The organism is Cryobacterium sp. TMT1-62 (assembly GCF_004403145.1).
Classification (GTDB): Bacteria; Actinomycetota; Actinomycetes; order Actinomycetales; family Microbacteriaceae; genus Cryobacterium; species Cryobacterium sandaracinum.
The window spans coordinates 49,711-68,194 of record NZ_SOGZ01000021.1 but is presented as its reverse complement, the minus strand read 5'-3'; the positions used below and the strand labels follow the sequence as shown (position 1 = coordinate 68,194).

Below are 18,484 nucleotides of genomic sequence, written 5' to 3'. Positions count from 1 at the left end.
GCACCAAACTCTCGGCTACTCAACACCCACCGAACGCCTCATCAAACTCACACTCGCCGCCTAAAATGAAACCGAGGACCCCGTCCGAAAAGACCGGGTCACCCCAGCGCCCAAACCGGCGTTTCCTAAGATTCTCCGCGTTTACGTGCCGACGGATGCGGGTGGCGGGCCCGGTGACGGGTACCTCCTACGGGCGGTGCGACGGCTGTCCGCGGGAAACCCATCCGCTCCAGGTCGGCAAAAAAGATCGGCCGCACAACCTGAGCTGCGCGGCCGATCCTGGAACTATACGGTCGGCTGGACTACACCGGCGAGGGCATCGTGAAGCTCTTTGGCTTCAGCGTCGTTCACAGAGACGACAAGTCGACCTCCACCTTCGAGCGGAACACGCACGATGATAAGGCGCCCCTCTTTTACAGCCTCCATTGGCCCGTCTCCGGTCCTTGGCTTCATGGCCGCCATGAACTCCCCTTCCATTCATTCGTCTGAACTTCTATTATCCGCCATTACGGGCTGAGACTGTAATTAGGGAGGTGTCCAGTCCGCTCCGTCGACCCCCCAGCACAGCAGGAGCCAGCCCCACTGTCCGGCGATGAACAGCAGCACGATGCCCACCCGGTAGACGGCGCTCCGCGGCTGCGCCACGGCACCCAACAACGGAAACATCGGCATCAGCAGGCGGAAGGTGCTCGACTGCGGGAAAAACACCGCTAGCAGGTAGAGGCCGTAGCTGGCGAGCCAGAACCGCAGGTCAGTGCCCAGTCGGCGCACCGCCGGCAGCAACAGGGTCAGGCCGAACGCCAGGATGAGCCCCGAGACAACGATGATGCCCAGCGGCATCCCGAGCCACCAGACACCGCCCTGGAACCAGGCGGTGAACGGAACGAGTTCCTGGTAGCCGATGTAGGCCGACCGCCAGGCCAGCTCGGTGTCGGTGTAGGCGGTGATCGACCCCGTGGCGATCCAGGCGATGGCCGGCCAGGCCAGGCCGGAAATGCCGCTGAACACGGCAACGGATGACACCAGCAACCGTTCGCGCACCGAAAACGGGTCTTGTGTCCGGGCAAGCCAGCGGTGCAGGACGTGCAGCCCCAGGGCGAGCGCGAAGGCCAGGCCGCTGGGCCGGGTCAGCGCCATCACGGCGATCACCGGAAACAGCAGCACATACCGCCGCTCGAGCAGCAGGAGAAGTGCCAACGTGAGCAGGAAGAGGTACAGCGACTCGGCATAACCGAACTGCAGCACGGGCGACAGCGGGGCCACACAGAACAGCACCACCGCGAACAACGCCGTCCCGGAGGCCTGTACCGTGCGCATCAGCCGGTAGAACAGCAGGGCGGCGCCGAGGCTGGCGGCCAGGGACACGAATACGGCCACGGGTGCCCACGGCTGCCCGAGGAGCACCATCAGCAGGCGCACGACCACCGGGTAGCCGGGCATGAAGGCCCAGGCGTTCTCCGCGATCTCCCCGCCGGCGGTGAGCGGCAGTGTCGACGGGTAGCCCGCGACGGCGACGATGTTGTACCAGCGGGCGTCCCACATGTTCGCGAACTCCGCGTAGCCGGGTGACACGCCCGTCCACGGGTTGGCGCCCTGCACATTCGCAAGCAGTAGCACCAGGGTGGTCGTGACGAGCCGGGACGCGGCCCAGATCAGGGCGACCAGGGCCCACCACGGCGTGAGCCGGTAGCCGGCCTTCCAGCCGGACGACGCCACGGCTACCCGACGCTTGTGGTCAGCCACGCGCGAAGGCCGTCCTCGCAGTCCGTGATCTGCGCCAGGGCGACGCGTTCGTCGTCGGCGTGGGCCTTCAGCGGGTCGCCGGGGCCGTAGTTGACGGCGGGAATGCCCAGGGCGGAGAAGCGGGCGACATCCGTCCAGCCGTACTTGGGCTTGGCCTCGCCGCCGACCGCGGTCAGGAACTGCAGGGCCAGCGGGGCATCCAGGCCCGGCCGGGCACCCTCGGCCCGGTCGACGACGGTGATCTCGTAGCCCGCGAAGAGCTCCTCCAGGTGCACGATGGCCTCCGCCGAGGTGCGGCTGGGGGCGAACCGATAATTGATGTGCACCATGCACTCATCGGGGATGACGTTGCCGGCGATGCCGCCGCCGATGCCGACGGCGTTGAGGCCTTCGCGGTAGACGAGGCCTTCGACCTCGACCTGCCGCGGCTCGTAGGCCGCCAGGATGTCGATGACGGGCCCGATCTTGTGGATGGCATTGTCGCCGACCCAGCTGCGGGCGGAGTGGGCGCGCAGCCCGAAGGTGCGGATCTCCACGCGCACGTTTCCGTTGCAGCCACCCTCGATCTGGCTGTTTGTGGGCTCGCCGAGGATGGCGAAGTCCCCCGCGAAGAGGTCGGGCCGGTTGAGGGCGAGGCGGCCGAGACCGTTGAGGTCGTCGGAAACTTCCTCGTGGTCGTACCACATCCACGTTACGTCGACGCTGGACGCGGTCAGTTCGGCGGCCAGCTTCAGCTGCACGGCCACGCCGGCCTTCATGTCGACGGTGCCGCGGCCCCAGAGATAGTCGACGCCATCGATGGTCTCGAACCGGGTCGGCAGGTTGTCGTTCAGCGGGACCGTGTCGAGATGGCCGGCAATGATCACGCGCTGGGCCCGACCCAGGTTGGTGCGGGCGACGACGGTGTCGCCGTCGCGGAAGATGTCGAGGTGCGGGTACCCGGCCAGCGCGCGTTCCACCGCGTCTGCGATGGCGGCCTCGTTACCGGACACCGACTCGAGGTCGCAGAGCGCCCGGGTGAGCTCGATCGAGGTCGCGGACAGGTCCAGGTTCACGGTGTTTTGGGGCACTCTACTAACCTAGAGCCATGACCTCCGCCGTGCCCCCGACATCCGTTTCCCCCTCGAACGCGTGGGGCTACGGCCTCGCCACCGTCGCCGGCGACGGCACGGTGCTGGACACCTGGTTCCCCGAACCTCGGCTCGGAACCCTGCCGGCCGGCCGCGACCGCTGGATCGTGCCGTCTGAACTCGAGGAATTCGCCGGGGCGGACCCGAGGCGAATGGTGCGAATCGAGGCCGTGACGATCGAGATCGACCTCACCGCTGCGCCTGCCGGAACGTCGGATGCCTACCTGCGCCTGCACCTGCTGTCGCACCTGCTGGTGCGCCCGAACACCCTCAACCTCGACGGCATCTTCGGCCACCTGCCCGCCGTGGTCTGGACGAATGCCGGCCCGATGCTGCCCGCCGACTTCACCCGACTGCGGCCGGCCCTGCAGCGCCACGGCATCCAGACGACCGGAATCGACAAGTTCCCGCCGCTACTGAACTACGTCACGCCCGACCGGGTGCGGATCGCGGACGCGTCCCGGGTGCGTCTCGGGGCGTACCTCTCCCCCGGCACCACGGTGATGCACGAGGGTTTCGTCAACTTCAACGCCGGTACCCTCGGCACCTCGATGGTCGAGGGCAGGATCTCTCAGGGTGTCGTCGTGGGTGACGGCGCCGACATCGGCGGCGGTGCCTCCATCATGGGCACGCTCTCCGGCGGCGGTACCGAACGGGTGTCCATCGGCGAACGGGCCCTGCTCGGGGCCAATTCCGGGGTGGGCATCTCGATCGGCGCCGACAGCGTCGTCGAGGCGGGGCTCTATGTGACCGCCGGCACCAAGGTGCTGCTGCCGGGCCAGCCGCGCACTGCCGACGGCACGACGCCGTCGGTGAAGGCCGTCGAACTCTCCGGGGTCGCGAACCTGCTTTTCCGCCGCAACTCGGTCTCGGGCGCGGTCGAGGTGCTGGCGCGCACCGGCACCGGCATCGTGCTGAACGCCCAGCTGCACGCCTGACGCCGGGCGGCCGGTCCGACGCTCGAGCGCGACCGAAACAACCCGCACGGCGGCGCCTCCGCTGAGTACGCTGCCAGTCGCAAGGGAGTGGCGTGGGAACGACACACCCGACCATCATCGCCGAGGCGCCGCCCGACTACAGCCCCAGGTCCCTGACGAATTCGACGGAGATTCCGCTCGAAATCGCCCTAAACAGGCCGGAAACCGGCATTTTCGGCAGAATCTCCGTCGAATTGGTTCGATCCCGGCAGCGGGGGCGCGCGGTGCCTCGCGGCGGCTAGCGGCGCGGGAAATCGCGGGCCGGCGACCCGATGTAGAGCTGTTGCGGGCGACCGATCTTGGTCGTGGGGTCCTCGTTCATCTCGCGCCAGTGCGCCACCCAGCCGGGCAACCGGCCGATCGCGAAGAGCACCGTGAACATACTGGTCGGGAAGCCCATCGCCTTGTAAATGACGCCGGTGTAGAAGTCCACGTTCGGATAGAGCTTGCGCTCCCGGAAGTAGTCGTCGTTGAGCGCGATGTGTTCGAGTTCCTTGGCGATGTCCAGCAGGTCGTCCTTGACGCCCAGTGCGGCCAGCACCTCGTCGGCGCTCTCCTTGACCAGGGTCGCCCGCGGGTCGTAGTTCTTGTACACCCGGTGGCCGAAGCCCATCAGGCGAACGCCCTGTTCTTTGTTCTTGACCCGTTCAACGAACTTCTCGACGCCTTCGCCGGATGCTTTGATCTCGCCCAGCATCTTGAGCACGGCCTCGTTGGCGCCGCCGTGCAGAGGCCCGGAAAGCGCGTTGATGCCCGCGGAGACCGACGCGAACAGGTTCGCCTCAGTGGAGCCGACCAGGCGAACGGTCGAGGTCGACGCGTTCTGCTCGTGGTCCTCGTGCAGCATCAGCAGGCGCTCGAGGGCCTTACTGACGACCGGGTTCACCTCGTAGGGCTCGGCGAGTGTGCCGAAGATCAGCCGCAGGAAGTTGTCCACGTAGCCGAGCGAGTTGTCGGGATACAGGAATGCCTGGCCGATGCTCTTCTTGTAGGCGTACGCCGCCATCACGGGCAGCTTGGCGAGCAGGTGCACGGTGGCCAGCTCGACCTGCTCCGGGTCGTTGGGCTCGAGCGCATCCTGGTAGTACGCGGCCAGCGCCGAGGTGCCGGCGGAGAGCACAGCCATCGGGTGCGCGTTGTACGGCAGCACGTCGAAGAGGCGGCGCAGGTCTTCGTGCAGCAGGGTGTGCCGACGGATGCGCGTGTCGAAGGCCTCGAGTTCGCTCGCGCTAGGAAGGGAACCGTAAATCAACAGCCAGGCGGTCTCGAGGAAGTTGGAGTTCTGGGCGATCTGCTCGATCGGATAGCCCCGGTAGCGCAGGATGCCCTTCTCGCCGTCGATGAACGTGATCGCCGACCGCGTGGCCGCGGTATTCACAAACCCGGAGTCGAGGGTGATCAGACCCGATTTGCGGGTCAGCGTCGAGATATCGATGCCGGAGGCGCCGGCCGTGCCGCGCACGATCGGGAACTCGGCGGATCCGCCGGGGAACGACAGTGTCGCCTGCTTGGGTTCGATGGATGGCGTTCGCTCGGCGATGTCGCTCACGGCGGCTCCCTGGGTCTGACTGAGTGTCACTGGATATCACTACCTAACCGTCTGGTGGCTGACCGTCTGTGGCGATGGGCCACAGCACACCGGTGTGTCTGGAGACGTCAACGCGGATACAGCCTAATGGCCGCAACCGCCTACTGTTGCATCCACCAAGAATGTCCACTCTTCATTGGAGAGAGTTGACATTTCCCGACAGTGGGGCATTAGCCAGCGTGCAACCGAGTCGCAGCCGCCGCGATGCGTTCGTCCGTGGCGGTGAGGGAGAAGCGCACGTGTCTCGGGTAGCCGTCGCCGTAGAACGGACCGGGTCCGGCGAGGATACCCCGCTCGGCGAGCCGCCCGATCGATTCCCAGGCGGGGCGCCCCTCGGTCGCCCAGAGGTAAAGCCCGGCCTCACTGCGGGTGATGCGGAAGCCCGCCGCCACCAGTGCGGGCAGCAGCACCTCGCGTCGCGCCTGGTAGCGCCGACGCTGCACGATGACGTGTTCGTCGTCGCCGAGCGCGGCCACCATGGCGGCTTGCAGCGGCGCGGGAAGCATGAGGCCGGCATGCTTGCGCACGGTCAGCACCCGGGCGAGCAGGTCCGCGCAGCCGGCCGCGAACGCGCCGCGGTAGCCGGCCATGTTCGACTGCTTGCTCAAGGAGTAGAGCGCGAGCACATCGTGCCGGTCCTGCCCGATGACGCGGGGGTCCAGGATGCTCGGGGTCGGCCGGGCATCCCACCCGTCGGTCCAGCCGAGCTCGGCGTAGCACTCGTCGGAGACGATCACCGCGCCGAGTTCCCGGGCGCGCGCGACGGCCGTGCGCAGCGCGTCGACCGAGAGAACCCGGCCATCCGGGTTGCCCGGGCTGTTCAGCCACACCAGCTTCGTCGTCTCGGGCCAGTCGGCGGGGTCGTCGGCGGCGAGGGCGTCCGCTCCGGCCATGGCCGCGCCGATGCTGTACGTCGGGTACGCGGCAAGCGGATGCACAATGGTGTCACCCTCGCCGAACCCGAGCATGAAGGGCAGCAGGGCCACTATCTCCTTCGACCCGATGGTCGGCAGCACGTTCTTCTCGGTGAGGCCGGTGACGCCGCGCCGGCGCCCGTACCAGTCGATGATCGCCCGCCGCAGCTCCGGCGTGCCGGCGGTCTGCGGGTAAGAGTGGGCGTCGGTGGCCTGGGCCAGCGCTCGGCGGATGACCTCGGGCGTCGGGTCCACCGGCGAACCGATCGACAGATCGACGATGCCGCCCGCATGGGCCCGGGCCCGGGCGGCGAAGGGGACCATCTGGTCCCACGGGTAGTCGGGGAGCGGCTTCAGCATGGCTGAATCAGACCTGGGGAGGCAGCACGGCAATGATGGGGTGGTCCTTATGGATCACGCCGACCTTGGCCGCCCCGCCGGGCGAGCCGATGTCGTCGAAGAACTCGACGTTGGCTTTGTAGTACTCGGCCCACTGCTCGGGCACATCGTCCTCGTAGTAGATGGCCTCGACCGGGCAGACCGGTTCGCAGGCACCGCAGTCGACGCACTCGTCGGGGTGGATGTAGAGCGAGCGGTCACCCTCATAGATGCAGTCGACCGGGCACTCGTCGACGCAGGCGCGGTCCTTCACGTCGACGCACGGCAGAGCAATGACGTATGTCACGTTGGAGGGCTCCCTTCACAAGCGAATATCCAGTCTATGCCGAACGCGGACGGGCCGGGATTCGTGGCCAGGCCAGCACGATCGTGGCCACCAGGGTCGGCACGACGGTCCAGAGCAAACCCGGAATCCCCTCGGGGACCAGGACAGAGCCGCCGGTGCTGCGCAGAGACAGGATGAAGATCGTGCCGAGGAGGCCGATCGCGCAGGAAAAGACGACCAGGCGGTCCCCCAGCATCAGACGGAGACCTGCCAGGAGCGTCATGATTCCGGCCAGGGCCAGGATCAGCCCGATCGGGATCGTCACGGGCCCGATTGGGAGGGTGGCCTGGTGCGCGATCGTGCCGAGCACGCCGAAGGCGGCCCCGGTCAGGAGGGCGACGACCGCGGCCAGGCCGCGGCTGAGCAGCCCGGGGGTCGCGTCCGGGTCGGGAGCGTGCGCCAGGGGCAGCCGCAGGAAGGTCTCGGTGCCACCGATCGTGACCGGGCGGTCCGCCGGGTCGGCCGGGTCGGCCGGGTCGGCCGCGGCCACCGACTCGACCGGCACGACGGTGTGGTCGGTGACGCTCCAGCGGCGCGCATACGCGGCGAGGGCGCGCAGCTTCTGGTCGACCTGGCCGCTCACATCGATCGCGACCAGCCGCTGGCCGACGGCATCCGTCACCTGGCGGTGCTCGAAGACCGGCACATTCAGGCTGTCGGCGGCCCCGGCGGCCGCCCGGCGGAGGGTGTCGTCGTCGGCGCCGATCACGACCGCGGTGGCGTGCACGTCCGTGAGCACGTCGGCGACGGCCTCGGCCAGTGACTGCGCCCCGGATGCCGCGGGCAGCATCCGCCAGTCGCTTACGTCGAGCGCCGCCATGGCTGCGCGCACGTCGGAGTCGTCCGCGGAGTGGGAGTCCGTGGAGCCGAACAGAACGACGACCTCGGCGTCGTCTGATCGCAGCCGGGCGATGGTTCCGCCGGTCAAAAGGGATTCCTGACCGGGCCGGTCGTGCACGAACACGACTCGTTCTGCGCTGCCGGACATGACCATTGCTGAGCTCCACAGAGTTGGGACGGGCGGACACCCGCGCATGAATGATAGCTGGACACGATCGCAGAACCGAAGCTGGAGTCAGGATACTAAGGTTAGCCTTACCAAACTTCTCCCTCAAACCCAGGAAGCCTTGTGCTCGCGCAATTACCTGATCGGCCTCCGTGAAGGCCTCGAAGTCGCCCTCATCGTGACCATCCTCGTGGCCTACGTCGTGAAGGTCGGCCGCCGGGACGTGCTCCGGCGCATCCGGACCGGATGCAGCCTCGCCGTGCTGCTGGCGCTCGGCATCGGCGGGCAGCTCACCAACGGCACCTACGGCCTGTCGTTCGCGTCCCAGGAGGCCATCGGCGGCGTGCTGTCGATCGTGGCGACGGGCCTCGTGACCTGGATGGCGTTCTGGATGCTGGCGCGAGCCCGCAACCTGTCCGGCCAACTCCGGCGCAGCATCGACCGGTCCCTTGTGGGATCGGGGCTCGGCCTCGTGGTCCCAGCACCAGCCCCGCGTACGAGCACGCCGCCGAGACCGCGGCGCTCCCCGCTGACCCAGCCCCTTCCCGAACCTTGTGCTAGGGACTCCTATGAACGCCCGCCTCGTTCCCCTCACCGCAGTTTCCGCGTTCGGCCTGCTCGTCCTCACCGGCTGCGTCGCCAACGCCCCGGCCGGTTCCGCCGGGGCGTCCCTCACGGTCGACAGCAGCGCGGATGCCGGCACCGTCTCGGCCAAGGAAGCCCCCGTCGGAAACCTCAGCTTCAGCATCACCAACTCGGGCGACCAGGTCACGGAGTTCTACCTGCTCGCCGATGACGGCCTGCGCATCGACGGCGAGGCCGAGAACATCGGTCAGGGACTCACCCGCGACCTGGTCATGCAGCTGGCCGCGGGCGAATACGTCACCGCCTGCAAGCCCGGCATGACCGGTGACGGGATCGGCAAGGCCGGCTTCATCGTCACCGCCTCCGACCAGATCGTCGCGGTCGACGACGACCTCGAGGCGCAGATCGAGACCGCCAACGTCAACGACGCCTCCTCTGTGCGCGATCAGGTGGCCCAGCTGGTCACCGGCACCGACTGGCACGCAATCGAGAAGGACCCCTGGCCGGCCGACGCCGAGGCCGGTTTTCTCGCCTATCCGGCCGCGGAGCGCCTACGCCTCGCCGACCGCCTGATGCAGGACACCGCGACCCTGAACGAGGAAGTGCAGACCCTCTCCTTCACGCTGTCGCAGCAGACCAACGGCGCGATCGGCCTTTTCGACGAGGTCGCCACCGGCAAGGTCGCCACCGGCAAGGTCACCGACGAGGAGGAGTTCTGGTCGCACACCGACCTCCGGGACTTCCAGGCCAACGTCGACGGTGCCGCGGTGCTCTACGCCGGCGTGCGGGACATCCTGGGCGACAAGGATGCCGCCCGCGCCGATAGCCTCGACACCGAGTTCGCCGCGCTGCAGACACTGCTGGACGCCCAGCGCGTCGGCGACAGCTTCACCCCGTACACCGAGCTGAGCGAGGCCGAGATCGAGGCCCTCGCCGACCAGGTGGACGCCCTCGGCGAACCGCTCAACCAGCGGACCGCAACCCTGGTGCTCTAGGTGACCGGGCAACAGCAGTCGCGCGGCCTGTCACGTCGCGGGCTGCTCGGCCTCGGCGTTCGACGTTTCCGCGGGCACCATCAGGTCCGGGTTGGTCGACTGCTCCGCGACCGGACCGATGCCGCCGCCGCCATGGCTATGGGGTGTGACATCGGCGATTTCGGGCCGTCAGCGGCCCTTACGACGCACCCCGGAGGACACCGGCGAGGCGCTCGGCCTGCCGGCCTCCGGGCTGACGATCACGTTCGGGTTCGGCCCGAGCCTGTTCGAGAGCATCGACGGCGCCGACCGTTTCGGCATCGGGAGTCGGAGCCCGGTCGAGCTGGTCGAATGCCGCACTTCCCCGCGGACAGGCTCGAGCCGGGACGGAGTGGCGGCGACCTCGGCATCCAGGCCTGCGTGGACGACCCGCAGGTGGCCGTGCACGCCAGCCGCAACCTCTCCCGCATCGCCTTCGGGCGCGCGGCCTTCCGCTGGTCTCAATTGGGGTTCGGACCCACTTCCTCGACGAGTACGGCGCAGGCCACGCCGCGCAACCACTTCGGTTTCAAGGACGGCACATCCATTATCACGGCAGAGGAGCCGGATGCCGCCGCCGACCATGTCTGGGTCGGCGGCGGAGACGGGCCCGCCTGGCTGGCCGGCGGCTCCTATCTGGTGGCCCGGCGCGTCCGGATGACCATCGAGTCCTGGGACCGCACCATCCTGCGCGAGCAGGAGGCCGTGTTCGGCCGCAAGAAGGGCGAGGGTGCCCCGTTGTCGGGCGGCACGGAGTTCACCGCTCCGGACTTCGCCCTCACCGGCCGGGCAGACCTGCCGCTGATCGGCGCGACAGCGCACGTGCGCCTGGCCCGGCACGACGCTCCGAACGAGTACATCCGCCACGTCGGGTCAGCCCTCTGCGCCGTCCCGCCCGGGGCCGCTTGGGGCCGCCCGCGGCTCCTACGCGGGTGCCCCCCTCTTCGCCTGATCCCCCGCGGCTGAGTGAGCCTGCCTTTCGGTCGGCCTGACCCGGTGCAGCAACTCCGGCCCGAACGAATTCGACGGAGATTTTGCCCGAACCACTCCCAAACACGACAAAACAGTCGTTTTTCGAAAGAATCTCCGTCGAATTGGTTCTCAGCTAGGCGGCCGGGGACACCGTGTAGAGCACACCCTCGGGAGTGCCGGCGACGACCACCGACCAGGTCTCGTTCGTCAGGGCCGCGACGCCGGCATTGCCGACGTTCGCGGTGGCGGCGTTGTCGGCGCTGAAACCGGCAGCCTCGAGCATCGCCGTGGCGTCGGCCAGCGGGTCCGCGGCGCTGGTGGTGACGGTGACGACCCAGCCCCGGCCGGCGTCCGCGGTGTTCGCTGCCCCGAAACCGAGATCCCCGTCGATCACGGGGATCTCTTCCGGCCAGCCCTCGGGCAGCTGCCCGCCCAGGCTGACATCGCCTCCGGTTGCCCCGTTCACCGCGCCGTCGACCGCGGAGCCGACGGCCTCGCCGGAGCATCCGGACAGCAGGGCCACGCCCGCGACGGCCAAGGTCACGGCCAGCACACGTACTCGGTTCAACTGCATCAGGGATCCCATCCTTCGGTTCGATCGTTCACGTGCTTAAAAGCGCGAAACCGCAGGGGCAGCACTATGGAAAACCATAACCGCACCCCTACGGTTTCGCTCGTCGCGGCCGCTCAGCCGCACGGTGGCGACGGTTAGTTCGCGTCCTGCTTTTTCAGACGCGAGACGTTGCGCTGACGTGCCGAGGCGGCCAACTCGACCTTGCGGATGCGCACGACGGCCGGGGTGACCTCGACGCATTCGTCTTCACGGGCGAACTCGAGGCACTGCTCGAGCGTGAGCTGCTTGGACGGGGTCATCGACTCGAACGTGTCGGAGGTGGACTGACGCATATTGGTCAGTTTCTTCTCCTTGGTGATGTTCACGTCCATGTCGTCGGCGCGCGAGTTCTCGCCGATGACCATGCCCTCATAGACCTCTTCGGTCGGGTTGACAAAGAACGACATGCGCTCCTGCAGAGCGATGATCGCGAACGGCGTGACCACGCCGGACCGGTCGGCGACGATCGAGCCGTTGGTACGAGTGGTGATCGTGCCGGCCCAGGCCTCGTAGCCGTGGAAGATGGCGTTGGCGATACCGGTGCCGCGGGTGTCCGTGAGGAACTCGGTGCGGAATCCGATCAGGCCACGCGACGGAACGATGAATTCCATCCGGACCCAGCCGGTGCCGTGGTTCGCCATGTTCTCCATGCGTCCCTTGCGGGCGGCGAGCAGCTGGGTGATCGCGCCGAGGTACTCTTCCGGCGAGTCGATAGTGAGGTGCTCGTACGGCTCGTGAATTTTGCCGTCGACGCGCTTGACGACGACCTGCGGCTTGCCGACGGTGAGCTCGAAGCCTTCGCGTCGCATCTGCTCCACCAGGATGGCGAGGGCGAGTTCGCCTCGGCCCTGGACCTCCCAGGCATCCGGGCGTCCGATGTCGATAACGCGGAGCGAGACGTTGCCGACGAGCTCCTTGTCGAGACGGTCCTTGACCATGCGGGCGGTGAGCTTGTGGCCCTTGACCTTGCCGATGAGCGGCGAGGTGTTGGTGCCGATCGTCATCGAGATGGCCGGGTCGTCGACCGTGATGGTCGGCAGCGGGCGCGGGTCCTCCGGGTCGGCCAGGGTCTCACCGATGGTGATGTCGGCGAATCCGGCGACAGCGACGATGTCGCCGGGGCCGGCGCTCTCGGTTGGGTAGCGGTCGAGCGCCTTGGTGATCATGAGCTCGGTGACACGCACATTTGCGATGGTGCCGTCGTGCTTGATCCAGGCGACCGTCTGACCCTTCTTGATGGTGCCCTGGAAGATGCGCAACAGTGCGAGACGGCCGAGGAACGGCGAGGAGTCGAGGTTGGTTACCCAGGCCTGCAGCGGGTGCTGGTCGTCGTAGACCGGCGCTGGAATGTGCTCGAGGATCGCTGCGAAGAGCGGCTCGAGGTCTTCGTTGTCGGGCAGCTGGCCGTTCTCGGGACGGTTGAGGCTGGCGGACCCGTTACGGCCGGACGCGTAGACGACGGGCACGTTGAGAACCAGGTCGAGGTCGAGGTCGGGCACATCGTCGGCCATGTCGCTGGCGAGGCCGAGGAGCAGGTCCTGGCTTTCCTCGACGACCTCGTCGATGCGAGCATCGGGACGGTCAGTCTTGTTCACCAGGAGAATGACGGGCAGGTGGGCCTCGAGCGCCTTGCGCAGCACGAAGCGGGTCTGCGGCAGCGGACCCTCACTGGCGTCGACGAGAAGCACAACACCGTCGACCATGGAGAGGCCGCGCTCGACCTCACCGCCGAAGTCGGCGTGGCCGGGGGTGTCGATCACGTTGATGGTGATGGGGCCATCCTTGGCGTGGATGCCCTTGTAGGAGATCGCCGTGTTCTTGGCGAGGATGGTGATGCCTTTTTCGCGCTCGAGTTCGTTCGAGTCCATGGCGCGCTCTTCGGTGTGTGAGTGCTCGGCGAACGAGTTGGTCTGCTGGAGCATCGCGTCGACCAGCGTGGTCTTGCCGTGGTCAACGTGGGCTACGATCGCGACATTTCGGAGGTTATTGCGCGTGGCAATCGCCATGAAGTAAATCCTTACGAAGAATGGATGCCGCAAAGTACCGCATGCGACGAAGAGTGGATGTGTGTGGTCAAAGTCCGACCCAACGGACAATCCTACCGCACTCTCCCCGTCCGGGGGCTGAGAGTCCCTCGGATCCCGACTCGGAGCACGAAAAACGGGGCGGAGGGCTCAAGTCCCCGTCCCGTCCTCCGTGCTGTGTTGCGGGTGTGTCCGCCACTGGGTGGCCCTGTGGTTGACGAGGCCGGACTTCACGGCGTACACGTTCGGCAGCGGCGCGATCGGGATGATGGGCACGTACGCGGCGAGGACCGTGTTGATCTCGTTGGCGATGACGATGCGCTTGTCGGTGTCGAGCTCCGTGTTGGCCACGTCGTAGCCGATTGCGTCGCCCACGTTGTCTTCATATCCCTTTTGACCCGGCATAAAGATGAAGCTGCCCTGGGTGGTGGCGTCGACGCCTACCGGCGTGTTGACCGACTCGGAGATGAGACCGCGGTTGACGGCGTGGCCGATGGCGCGCCGCAGTTCGACGTCCGCGAGCGGGCCCTTCGAGCCGTTCATGGTGACGTGGGTCCAGGTGAGGCCACCGGATGCCTGGATCTCGGCATCCGCGCGCTTCTCAGCCCTCTGGTCGGCATCGGCGTTCGACGAGATGTGGAGCAGGTCGGTTTCGGAGTTGCCGAACGACGTGGCTGCCGATGCGCCGCTGGCCGGCAGCACGCTCGTGAAGATCGACGCCCAGTCGGCGTTGATCGAGTCGAACGTGACCGTGAAATCGAATTCGGTTCCGGTGGATTCGATCGCGCTGATCTGGTCGAAGATGGCCGTGGAGGCTGGGGAATACTTCTCGTTGGTGCCGTTCATGGCCGTCAGGTGGCCACGTAGTCCTTGTACGTGATCGGAGTGCGCTCTTCCCAGACCGCGGCCGGGTTGAGCTCGGATCAGACCAGTGTGCCGGGAACGGCGACGATCTGCGTACAACGATGCGAAACCATGAAGACTCCTCCATCGTTCCCCCCGCCGGGATACCGGGGGAAGGAACTGCTCTCGTGTGCTTGAGGGGAGAGCCTATGCCTGCGTGAAGCGACTCTGCCCCAGATGCCAGTCTGGGGCACTCTAAGACGGAAAATGTAACAGTTTTGAAACTTTGAGGGCACAATGCGCAAGAACACGATCTGTCCTGGAGCAAAGCTCAGGCGCAACCAGAAAATTCAGGCCAGCGACGACCACGCCAGCTGAACGGCCGGCCCGAGGACGAGCACGGCGCCGACCAGGAACGACCGTCGATGCCAGCGGCGCACCACTCGCTCCCCGGCGCGCTGCGGAGCCTCGTGCCGGTCCCAGAAGCCGCGGATGGCCCGGTGCGCGGACGACCCGGTGATCCGCCCGCTGGCCTCCCGCACCTGCCCGGCCGCCCGAGAGGTCTCCGGCGAAGTCGCCACCGACGACCGGACAGCGGACGGTGCACCCCAGCACACGAGGCGTTCGCCCGATCGGGTCACCACGACGACCTGGTGCCGAAGCACCCGGAACCCGGTCAGCGGCCAAACTGGAAGTTGCCACCGGGGATGGCCGCGAGCAGCTCCTGGGTGTAGGCCTCGCGAGGACTGTCGAAGACCTCGTCCGTGGACGCGGTCTCGACGATCTTGCCCTTCTGCATGACGCAGACGTTGTCGGCGACGAGCCGCACGACCGCGAGGTCATGCGTGATGAACAGGTAGGTCAGGCCCAGTTCAGTCTGCAGCTCGGTGAGCAGGTTGAGGATCTGTCCCTGCACGAGCACGTCGAGGGCGGAGACCGCCTCGTCGAGCACGAGCACGTCCGGCTTGAGCGCCAGGGCGCGCGCCACGGCGATGCGCTGGCGCTGCCCACCGGACAGTTCGCTCGGGTACCGGTACCGGGTGGCCCAGGGAAGGGAGACCTGGTCAAGCAACTCGCGCACGCGGGCCTGCCGCTCCGCGGCGTTGCCGATCTTGTGGGCCAGCAGGGGCTCCGCGATCGTGTTGCCCACGTTGTACTGCGGGTCCAGGGAACCGTACGGGTCCTGGAAGACCGGCTGAACGCGACGCCGGAACTTGAGCAGCGCCGCACCCTTGAGCCCGGCGACATCCTGGCCGTCGAATTCGATCTGCCCGCTGGTGATGCTCTCCAACTGCAGGATGAGCTTGGCCACCGTCGACTTGCCCGACCCGGATTCGCCGACGAGCGCCGTGGTGGTGCCCTTCTTGATGGCGAAGGAGACGTCGTTGACGGCCAGCAGCTCGTTGTACCTCAGACCCTTGGTGCGGATGCGGTACATCTTGGAGATGTTCTGCACCTTGATCAGGTCCTGCGTCGCCGCCGCCTGCTCCCGCTCGGCCGCACGGGCCACGAGGGTCGTGTCGAGCGATCCACCGGAGAAGATCTCCACGTCGTCCGCATCCTGGCTCTTGGCCGACTGGATGCGGCGCGACGCGAGGCTCGGAGCCGCGGCCACAAGGCGCTGGGTATAGGGATGCTGCGGGTTGGCGAGGATCTCCAGCGACGGCCCGGATTCGACGACCTTGCCCTTGTACATCACGACGAGCTGCTCGGCCCGCTCGGCCGCGAGGCCGAGGTCGTGGGTGATGAACAGCACCGAGGTGCCGTAGTCGCGGGTGAGGGTGCCGAGGTGGTCCAGGATCTGACGCTGCACCGTGACGTCGAGCGCCGAGGTGGGCTCGTCGGCGATCAGGAGCTTCGGCCGGGCGGACAGGCCGATGCCGATCAGAACACGCTGGCGCATGCCGCCGGAGAACTGGTGCGGGAACTGCTTGAGGCGGTCCTCCGCGTCGCTGAGGCCCGCCTCCTGCAGCACCTGGATGGTGCGCTGACGCGCCGCCTTGCCCTGAGCCACGTTGTTTGCCCTGATGGCCTCCTCAACCTGGAAGCCGATGTTCCAGACGGGGTTCAGGTTGCTCATCGGGTCCTGCGGCACGTAGCCGATCAGGCGACCGCGCACATCCTGCATCTGTTTGTCCGACAGCCCGGCGAGGTCGCGGCCCTCGAACAGGATCTGTCCGGCCGTAATCTTGCCGGTACCGGCGAGGAGCTTGATGATGGCCTGTGCGGTCGTGGTCTTGCCCGAGCCGGACTCCCCCACGATCGCCAGCGTCTGACCGGCATACAGGGTGAGGCTGACCCCCCGCACGGCGGGGACGAGGCCGTGCTGGGTCTGAAAACCGACCTCGAGGTCGCGGATCTGGAGCAGAGGCTCGGTGGAAACGACGGCGCTCTCGCCGATGGATTCGATGACGGTCTGGCTCATCGGCGGGCCCTCGCTTCGGGGTCGAGGGCGTCGCGCACGACGTCGCCCAGCATGAGGAACGCGAGAACGGTCACGGACAGTGCCGCCGCAGGGTAGAGCAGCACCTGCGGGTTGGTGCGGAGCGAACTCTTCGCCGCGTCGATGTCGTTACCCCAGGACATGATGCCCGGCGGGAGGCCGATGCCGAGGAACGACAGGGTGGCCTCGGCCACGATGAACGTGCCCAGCGAGACGGTGGCGATCACGATCACGGGGGCGATCGAGTTCGGCACGACGTGGCGCAGCAGAATCCGGAATTTGCTGACGCCCAGGGCGACGGACGCCGTGACGTAGTCCGAGTTGCGGGCGGAGAGTACCGCGCCGCGCATGATTCTCGCGATCTGCGGCCAGGCGAAAAGCGACAGCACGAGTGCGATGGTGACGGGGGTTCGCTCCGGCAGGACCGACATGAGCACGATCGCGCCCAGCACGGTGGGGACGGCGAAGAAGATGTCGCCGATGCGGGAGACGATTGAGTCGAGCACGCCGCCGTAGTAACCGGCGAGCGCGCCGACGATGATTCCCGTGAAGGTCACCAGGATCGTGGCGAGCAGGCCGACGGTGACCGAGGCCTGCGTGCCGAAGATGATTCGCGCGTAGATGTCGCAGCCCTGACGGGTGTAGCCGAGCGGATGTCCGTCTCCCGGACCAGCGTGGCTGTCGCCGAGGTCGCACTCGGTGGGCGACACCTGGGCGAACAGGCTCGGGAACAGGGCGACGATAACGATCAGGAGGATCAGGGCCGAAGAGATCCAGAAGGTGGGCCGCACGCGCATGGCGTCCCAGGCATCCGCCCAGGTGCTGCGGGCCTTCTGCGATTCATCGAGGCGGTCGACGACTTCGACCGGGGTTTCTTCGAGCGCGGCCACGTAGTGGGTCTGCGCGTTCGGGTTCTTATTTGGCATAACGAATCCTCGGGTCCAGAGCTGCGTAGAGGAGGTCGACGAGCAGGTTGGCCAGCACGAAGATCACGACCATCACCGCGATGAACGACACCACGGTGGGTCCTTCGCCGAGCTTGATCGCCTTATAGACGGTGCCGCCGACGCCGTTGATGTTGAAGATGCCCTCGGTGACGATGGCACCGACCATCAGTGAGCCGAGGTCGACGCCGAGGAAGGTGACGACCGGGACCAGGGAGTTGCGCAACACGTGCACGCCCACCACCCGGCGGCGGGAGAGCCCCTTTGCTGTGGCGGTTCGCACGAAATCCGCGCTGAGGTTGTCGGAGACACTGGCCCGGGTGAGCCGCACAATGTAGGCGAAGGACACGGAGGCCAGAACAAGGGCCGGCAGCAGCAGTTCACTCAGGGGAGCTTCGCTGCTCACCGTGGTGCGCGCCCAGCCGAGCTTCACCGCGAAGACGTATTGCAGCACGAAACCGATCACGAACGTGGGGACGCTGATCAGGAGGAGGCTGACCACGAGGGCGCTGGTGTCGAAGAGCTTGCCCTTGCGGAGCCCAGCAACGAGACCGACGAGGATGCCGAAGATGGCTTCTATGGCCAGCGCGAGCAGGGCCAGACGGGCGGTGATCGGGAAGGCCTTCGCCATCACGTCGCTGACCGGGCGGCCGGAGTAGGTGGTGCCAAGGTCACCCTGGAAGAAGTTGCCGATGTAGATGAAGTACTGCACGATGAATGGCTTGTCCAGGTTGTACTGGGCGCGGATCTGCTCGATCACTCCAGGAGCCGGCGGCCGATCGCCGTACAGGGCCGCGATGGGGTCTCCGGGAAGAGAGAACACCATGAAGTAGATCAGGAGTGTCGCACCGAAAAACACCGGGATCATCTGGAGCAGGCGTTTGCCGGTATACCAGATCATCAGGTCCCCAAGCCGGAACGTATGTACATGAAATTCACAATCACTGGTCGAGTCTAGTCACGTG

Annotated in this window: 16 protein-coding genes and 2 pseudogenes; 4 read left to right on the top strand and 14 right to left on the bottom strand. The window is 67.0% G+C overall.

The window, feature by feature from the left end:
- Positions 1 to 285: 285 nt before the first annotated feature.
- The 3 genes from E3T34_RS04930 to dapE form a co-directional block, all read right to left on the bottom strand.
- Positions 286 to 462, bottom strand: a complete 177-nt coding sequence (locus tag E3T34_RS04930) for a DUF3117 domain-containing protein (RefSeq protein ID WP_104099180.1) — start codon at positions 460 to 462, stop codon at positions 286 to 288.
- Between the two features lie 63 nt (positions 463 to 525).
- Positions 526 to 1,743, bottom strand: coding sequence for a hypothetical protein (locus tag E3T34_RS04925; protein ID WP_241977340.1), 1,218 nt, complete (start codon positions 1,741 to 1,743; stop codon positions 526 to 528).
- Positions 1,719 to 2,813, bottom strand: coding sequence for a succinyl-diaminopimelate desuccinylase (gene dapE, locus E3T34_RS04920; RefSeq protein ID WP_134342339.1), 1,095 nt, complete (start codon positions 2,811 to 2,813; stop codon positions 1,719 to 1,721). The genes E3T34_RS04925 and dapE overlap by 25 nt, the downstream gene beginning before the upstream one ends.
- Positions 2,814 to 2,830: 17 nt before the next feature.
- On the opposite strand from dapE, the gene dapD reads away from it, so the two are divergent.
- On the top strand, positions 2,831 to 3,811 hold the full coding sequence (gene dapD, locus E3T34_RS04915; protein WP_134342338.1) for a 2,3,4,5-tetrahydropyridine-2,6-dicarboxylate N-succinyltransferase: 981 nt from the start codon (positions 2,831 to 2,833) through the stop codon (positions 3,809 to 3,811).
- Between the two features lie 277 nt (positions 3,812 to 4,088).
- Here the strand turns inward: dapD and E3T34_RS04910 are convergent, their stop codons facing one another.
- The 4 genes from E3T34_RS04910 to E3T34_RS04895 all read right to left on the bottom strand — a co-directional run bounded on the left by E3T34_RS04910 (position 4,089) and on the right by E3T34_RS04895 (position 8,064).
- Positions 4,089 to 5,369 carry a citrate synthase gene (locus E3T34_RS04910; protein WP_369827911.1) on the bottom strand — a complete coding sequence of 427 codons (1,281 nt, stop codon included), beginning with the start codon at positions 5,367 to 5,369 and terminating at the stop codon, positions 4,089 to 4,091.
- 239 nt (positions 5,370 to 5,608) lie between these two features.
- On the bottom strand, positions 5,609 to 6,712 hold the full coding sequence (gene dapC / locus E3T34_RS04905; protein ID WP_134342337.1) for a succinyldiaminopimelate transaminase: 1,104 nt from the start codon (positions 6,710 to 6,712) through the stop codon (positions 5,609 to 5,611).
- A 7-nt stretch (positions 6,713 to 6,719) separates the two neighbouring features.
- Positions 6,720 to 7,037: a ferredoxin gene (gene fdxA / locus E3T34_RS04900; RefSeq protein WP_104099174.1), complete on the bottom strand. Its 318-nt coding sequence runs from the start codon at positions 7,035 to 7,037 to the stop codon at positions 6,720 to 6,722.
- A 34-nt stretch (positions 7,038 to 7,071) separates the two neighbouring features.
- Entirely contained in the window at positions 7,072 to 8,064 is a 993-nt protein-coding gene (locus E3T34_RS04895; protein WP_134342336.1) for a PIG-L deacetylase family protein, read from the bottom strand.
- Here E3T34_RS04895 and E3T34_RS04890 point away from each other — a divergent pair.
- From E3T34_RS04890 to E3T34_RS04880, 3 genes and pseudogenes are all read left to right on the top strand, one after another.
- Positions 8,063 to 8,476 (top strand): annotated as a pseudogene (locus tag E3T34_RS04890) (FTR1 family protein); the annotation flags it as partial. The gene E3T34_RS04895 and the pseudogene E3T34_RS04890 overlap by 2 nt on opposite strands.
- 175 nt (positions 8,477 to 8,651) lie before the next feature.
- Positions 8,652 to 9,662: an EfeM/EfeO family lipoprotein gene (locus E3T34_RS04885; protein ID WP_104099172.1), complete on the top strand. Its 1,011-nt coding sequence runs from the start codon at positions 8,652 to 8,654 to the stop codon at positions 9,660 to 9,662.
- A 118-nt stretch (positions 9,663 to 9,780) separates the two neighbouring features.
- Positions 9,781 to 10,646, top strand: a pseudogene (locus E3T34_RS04880) (Dyp-type peroxidase).
- 139 nt (positions 10,647 to 10,785) lie between these two features.
- Here the strand turns inward: E3T34_RS04880 and E3T34_RS04875 are convergent.
- The 7 genes from E3T34_RS04875 to E3T34_RS04845 form a co-directional block, all read right to left on the bottom strand.
- Positions 10,786 to 11,226, bottom strand: a complete 441-nt coding sequence (locus E3T34_RS04875; protein ID WP_134342335.1) for a hypothetical protein — start codon at positions 11,224 to 11,226, stop codon at positions 10,786 to 10,788.
- Positions 11,227 to 11,360: 134 nt separating this feature from the next.
- Positions 11,361 to 13,271 carry a translational GTPase TypA gene (gene typA / locus E3T34_RS04870; RefSeq protein WP_134342334.1) on the bottom strand — a complete coding sequence of 637 codons (1,911 nt, stop codon included), beginning with the start codon at positions 13,269 to 13,271 and terminating at the stop codon, positions 11,361 to 11,363.
- A gap of 168 nt (positions 13,272 to 13,439) precedes the next feature.
- Positions 13,440 to 14,135, bottom strand: a complete 696-nt coding sequence (locus tag E3T34_RS04865) for an ABC transporter substrate-binding protein (protein WP_134342333.1) — start codon at positions 14,133 to 14,135, stop codon at positions 13,440 to 13,442.
- Positions 14,136 to 14,482: 347 nt separating this feature from the next.
- Positions 14,483 to 14,713 (bottom strand): hypothetical protein, encoded by a 231-nt coding sequence (locus E3T34_RS04860; RefSeq protein WP_134342332.1) that lies wholly within the window; start codon positions 14,711 to 14,713, stop codon positions 14,483 to 14,485.
- A 95-nt stretch (positions 14,714 to 14,808) separates the two neighbouring features.
- Positions 14,809 to 16,557: an ABC transporter ATP-binding protein gene (locus tag E3T34_RS04855; protein ID WP_134342331.1), complete on the bottom strand. Its 1,749-nt coding sequence runs from the start codon at positions 16,555 to 16,557 to the stop codon at positions 14,809 to 14,811.
- Positions 16,554 to 17,501, bottom strand: a complete 948-nt coding sequence (locus E3T34_RS04850) for an ABC transporter permease (protein ID WP_104100880.1) — start codon at positions 17,499 to 17,501, stop codon at positions 16,554 to 16,556. Before E3T34_RS04850 ends, E3T34_RS04855 begins: the two co-directional genes overlap by 4 nt.
- The gene (locus tag E3T34_RS04845) at positions 17,491 to 18,420 is read right to left on the bottom strand and encodes an ABC transporter permease (protein WP_104100879.1); all 930 of its coding nucleotides are present in this window, start codon (positions 18,418 to 18,420) and stop codon (positions 17,491 to 17,493) included. The genes E3T34_RS04850 and E3T34_RS04845 overlap by 11 nt, the downstream gene beginning before the upstream one ends.
- Between the last annotated feature and the right edge of the window lie 64 nt (positions 18,421 to 18,484).

What these genes read in the sequence shown, in the direction of transcription:
- E3T34_RS04930 (WP_104099180.1), bottom strand. Translation starts at nt 462, where the DNA reads ATGGCGGCCATGAAGCCAAGGACCGGAGACGGGCCAATGGAGGCTGTA.
- dapD (WP_134342338.1), top strand. Translation starts at nt 2,831, where the DNA reads ATGACCTCCGCCGTGCCCCCGACATCCGTTTCCCCCTCGAACGCGTGG.
- dapC (WP_134342337.1), bottom strand. Translation starts at nt 6,712, where the DNA reads ATGCTGAAGCCGCTCCCCGACTACCCGTGGGACCAGATGGTCCCCTTC.
- E3T34_RS04895 (WP_134342336.1), bottom strand. Translation starts at nt 8,064, where the DNA reads ATGTCCGGCAGCGCAGAACGAGTCGTGTTCGTGCACGACCGGCCCGGT.
- E3T34_RS04885 (WP_104099172.1), top strand. Translation starts at nt 8,652, where the DNA reads ATGAACGCCCGCCTCGTTCCCCTCACCGCAGTTTCCGCGTTCGGCCTG.
- E3T34_RS04875 (WP_134342335.1), bottom strand. Translation starts at nt 11,226, where the DNA reads ATGCAGTTGAACCGAGTACGTGTGCTGGCCGTGACCTTGGCCGTCGCG.
- typA (WP_134342334.1), bottom strand. Translation starts at nt 13,271, where the DNA reads ATGGCGATTGCCACGCGCAATAACCTCCGAAATGTCGCGATCGTAGCC.
- E3T34_RS04865 (WP_134342333.1), bottom strand. Translation starts at nt 14,135, where the DNA reads ATGAACGGCACCAACGAGAAGTATTCCCCAGCCTCCACGGCCATCTTC.
- E3T34_RS04855 (WP_134342331.1), bottom strand. Translation starts at nt 16,557, where the DNA reads ATGAGCCAGACCGTCATCGAATCCATCGGCGAGAGCGCCGTCGTTTCC.
- E3T34_RS04850 (WP_104100880.1), bottom strand. Translation starts at nt 17,501, where the DNA reads ATGCCAAATAAGAACCCGAACGCGCAGACCCACTACGTGGCCGCGCTC.
- E3T34_RS04845 (WP_104100879.1), bottom strand. Translation starts at nt 18,420, where the DNA reads ATGATCTGGTATACCGGCAAACGCCTGCTCCAGATGATCCCGGTGTTT.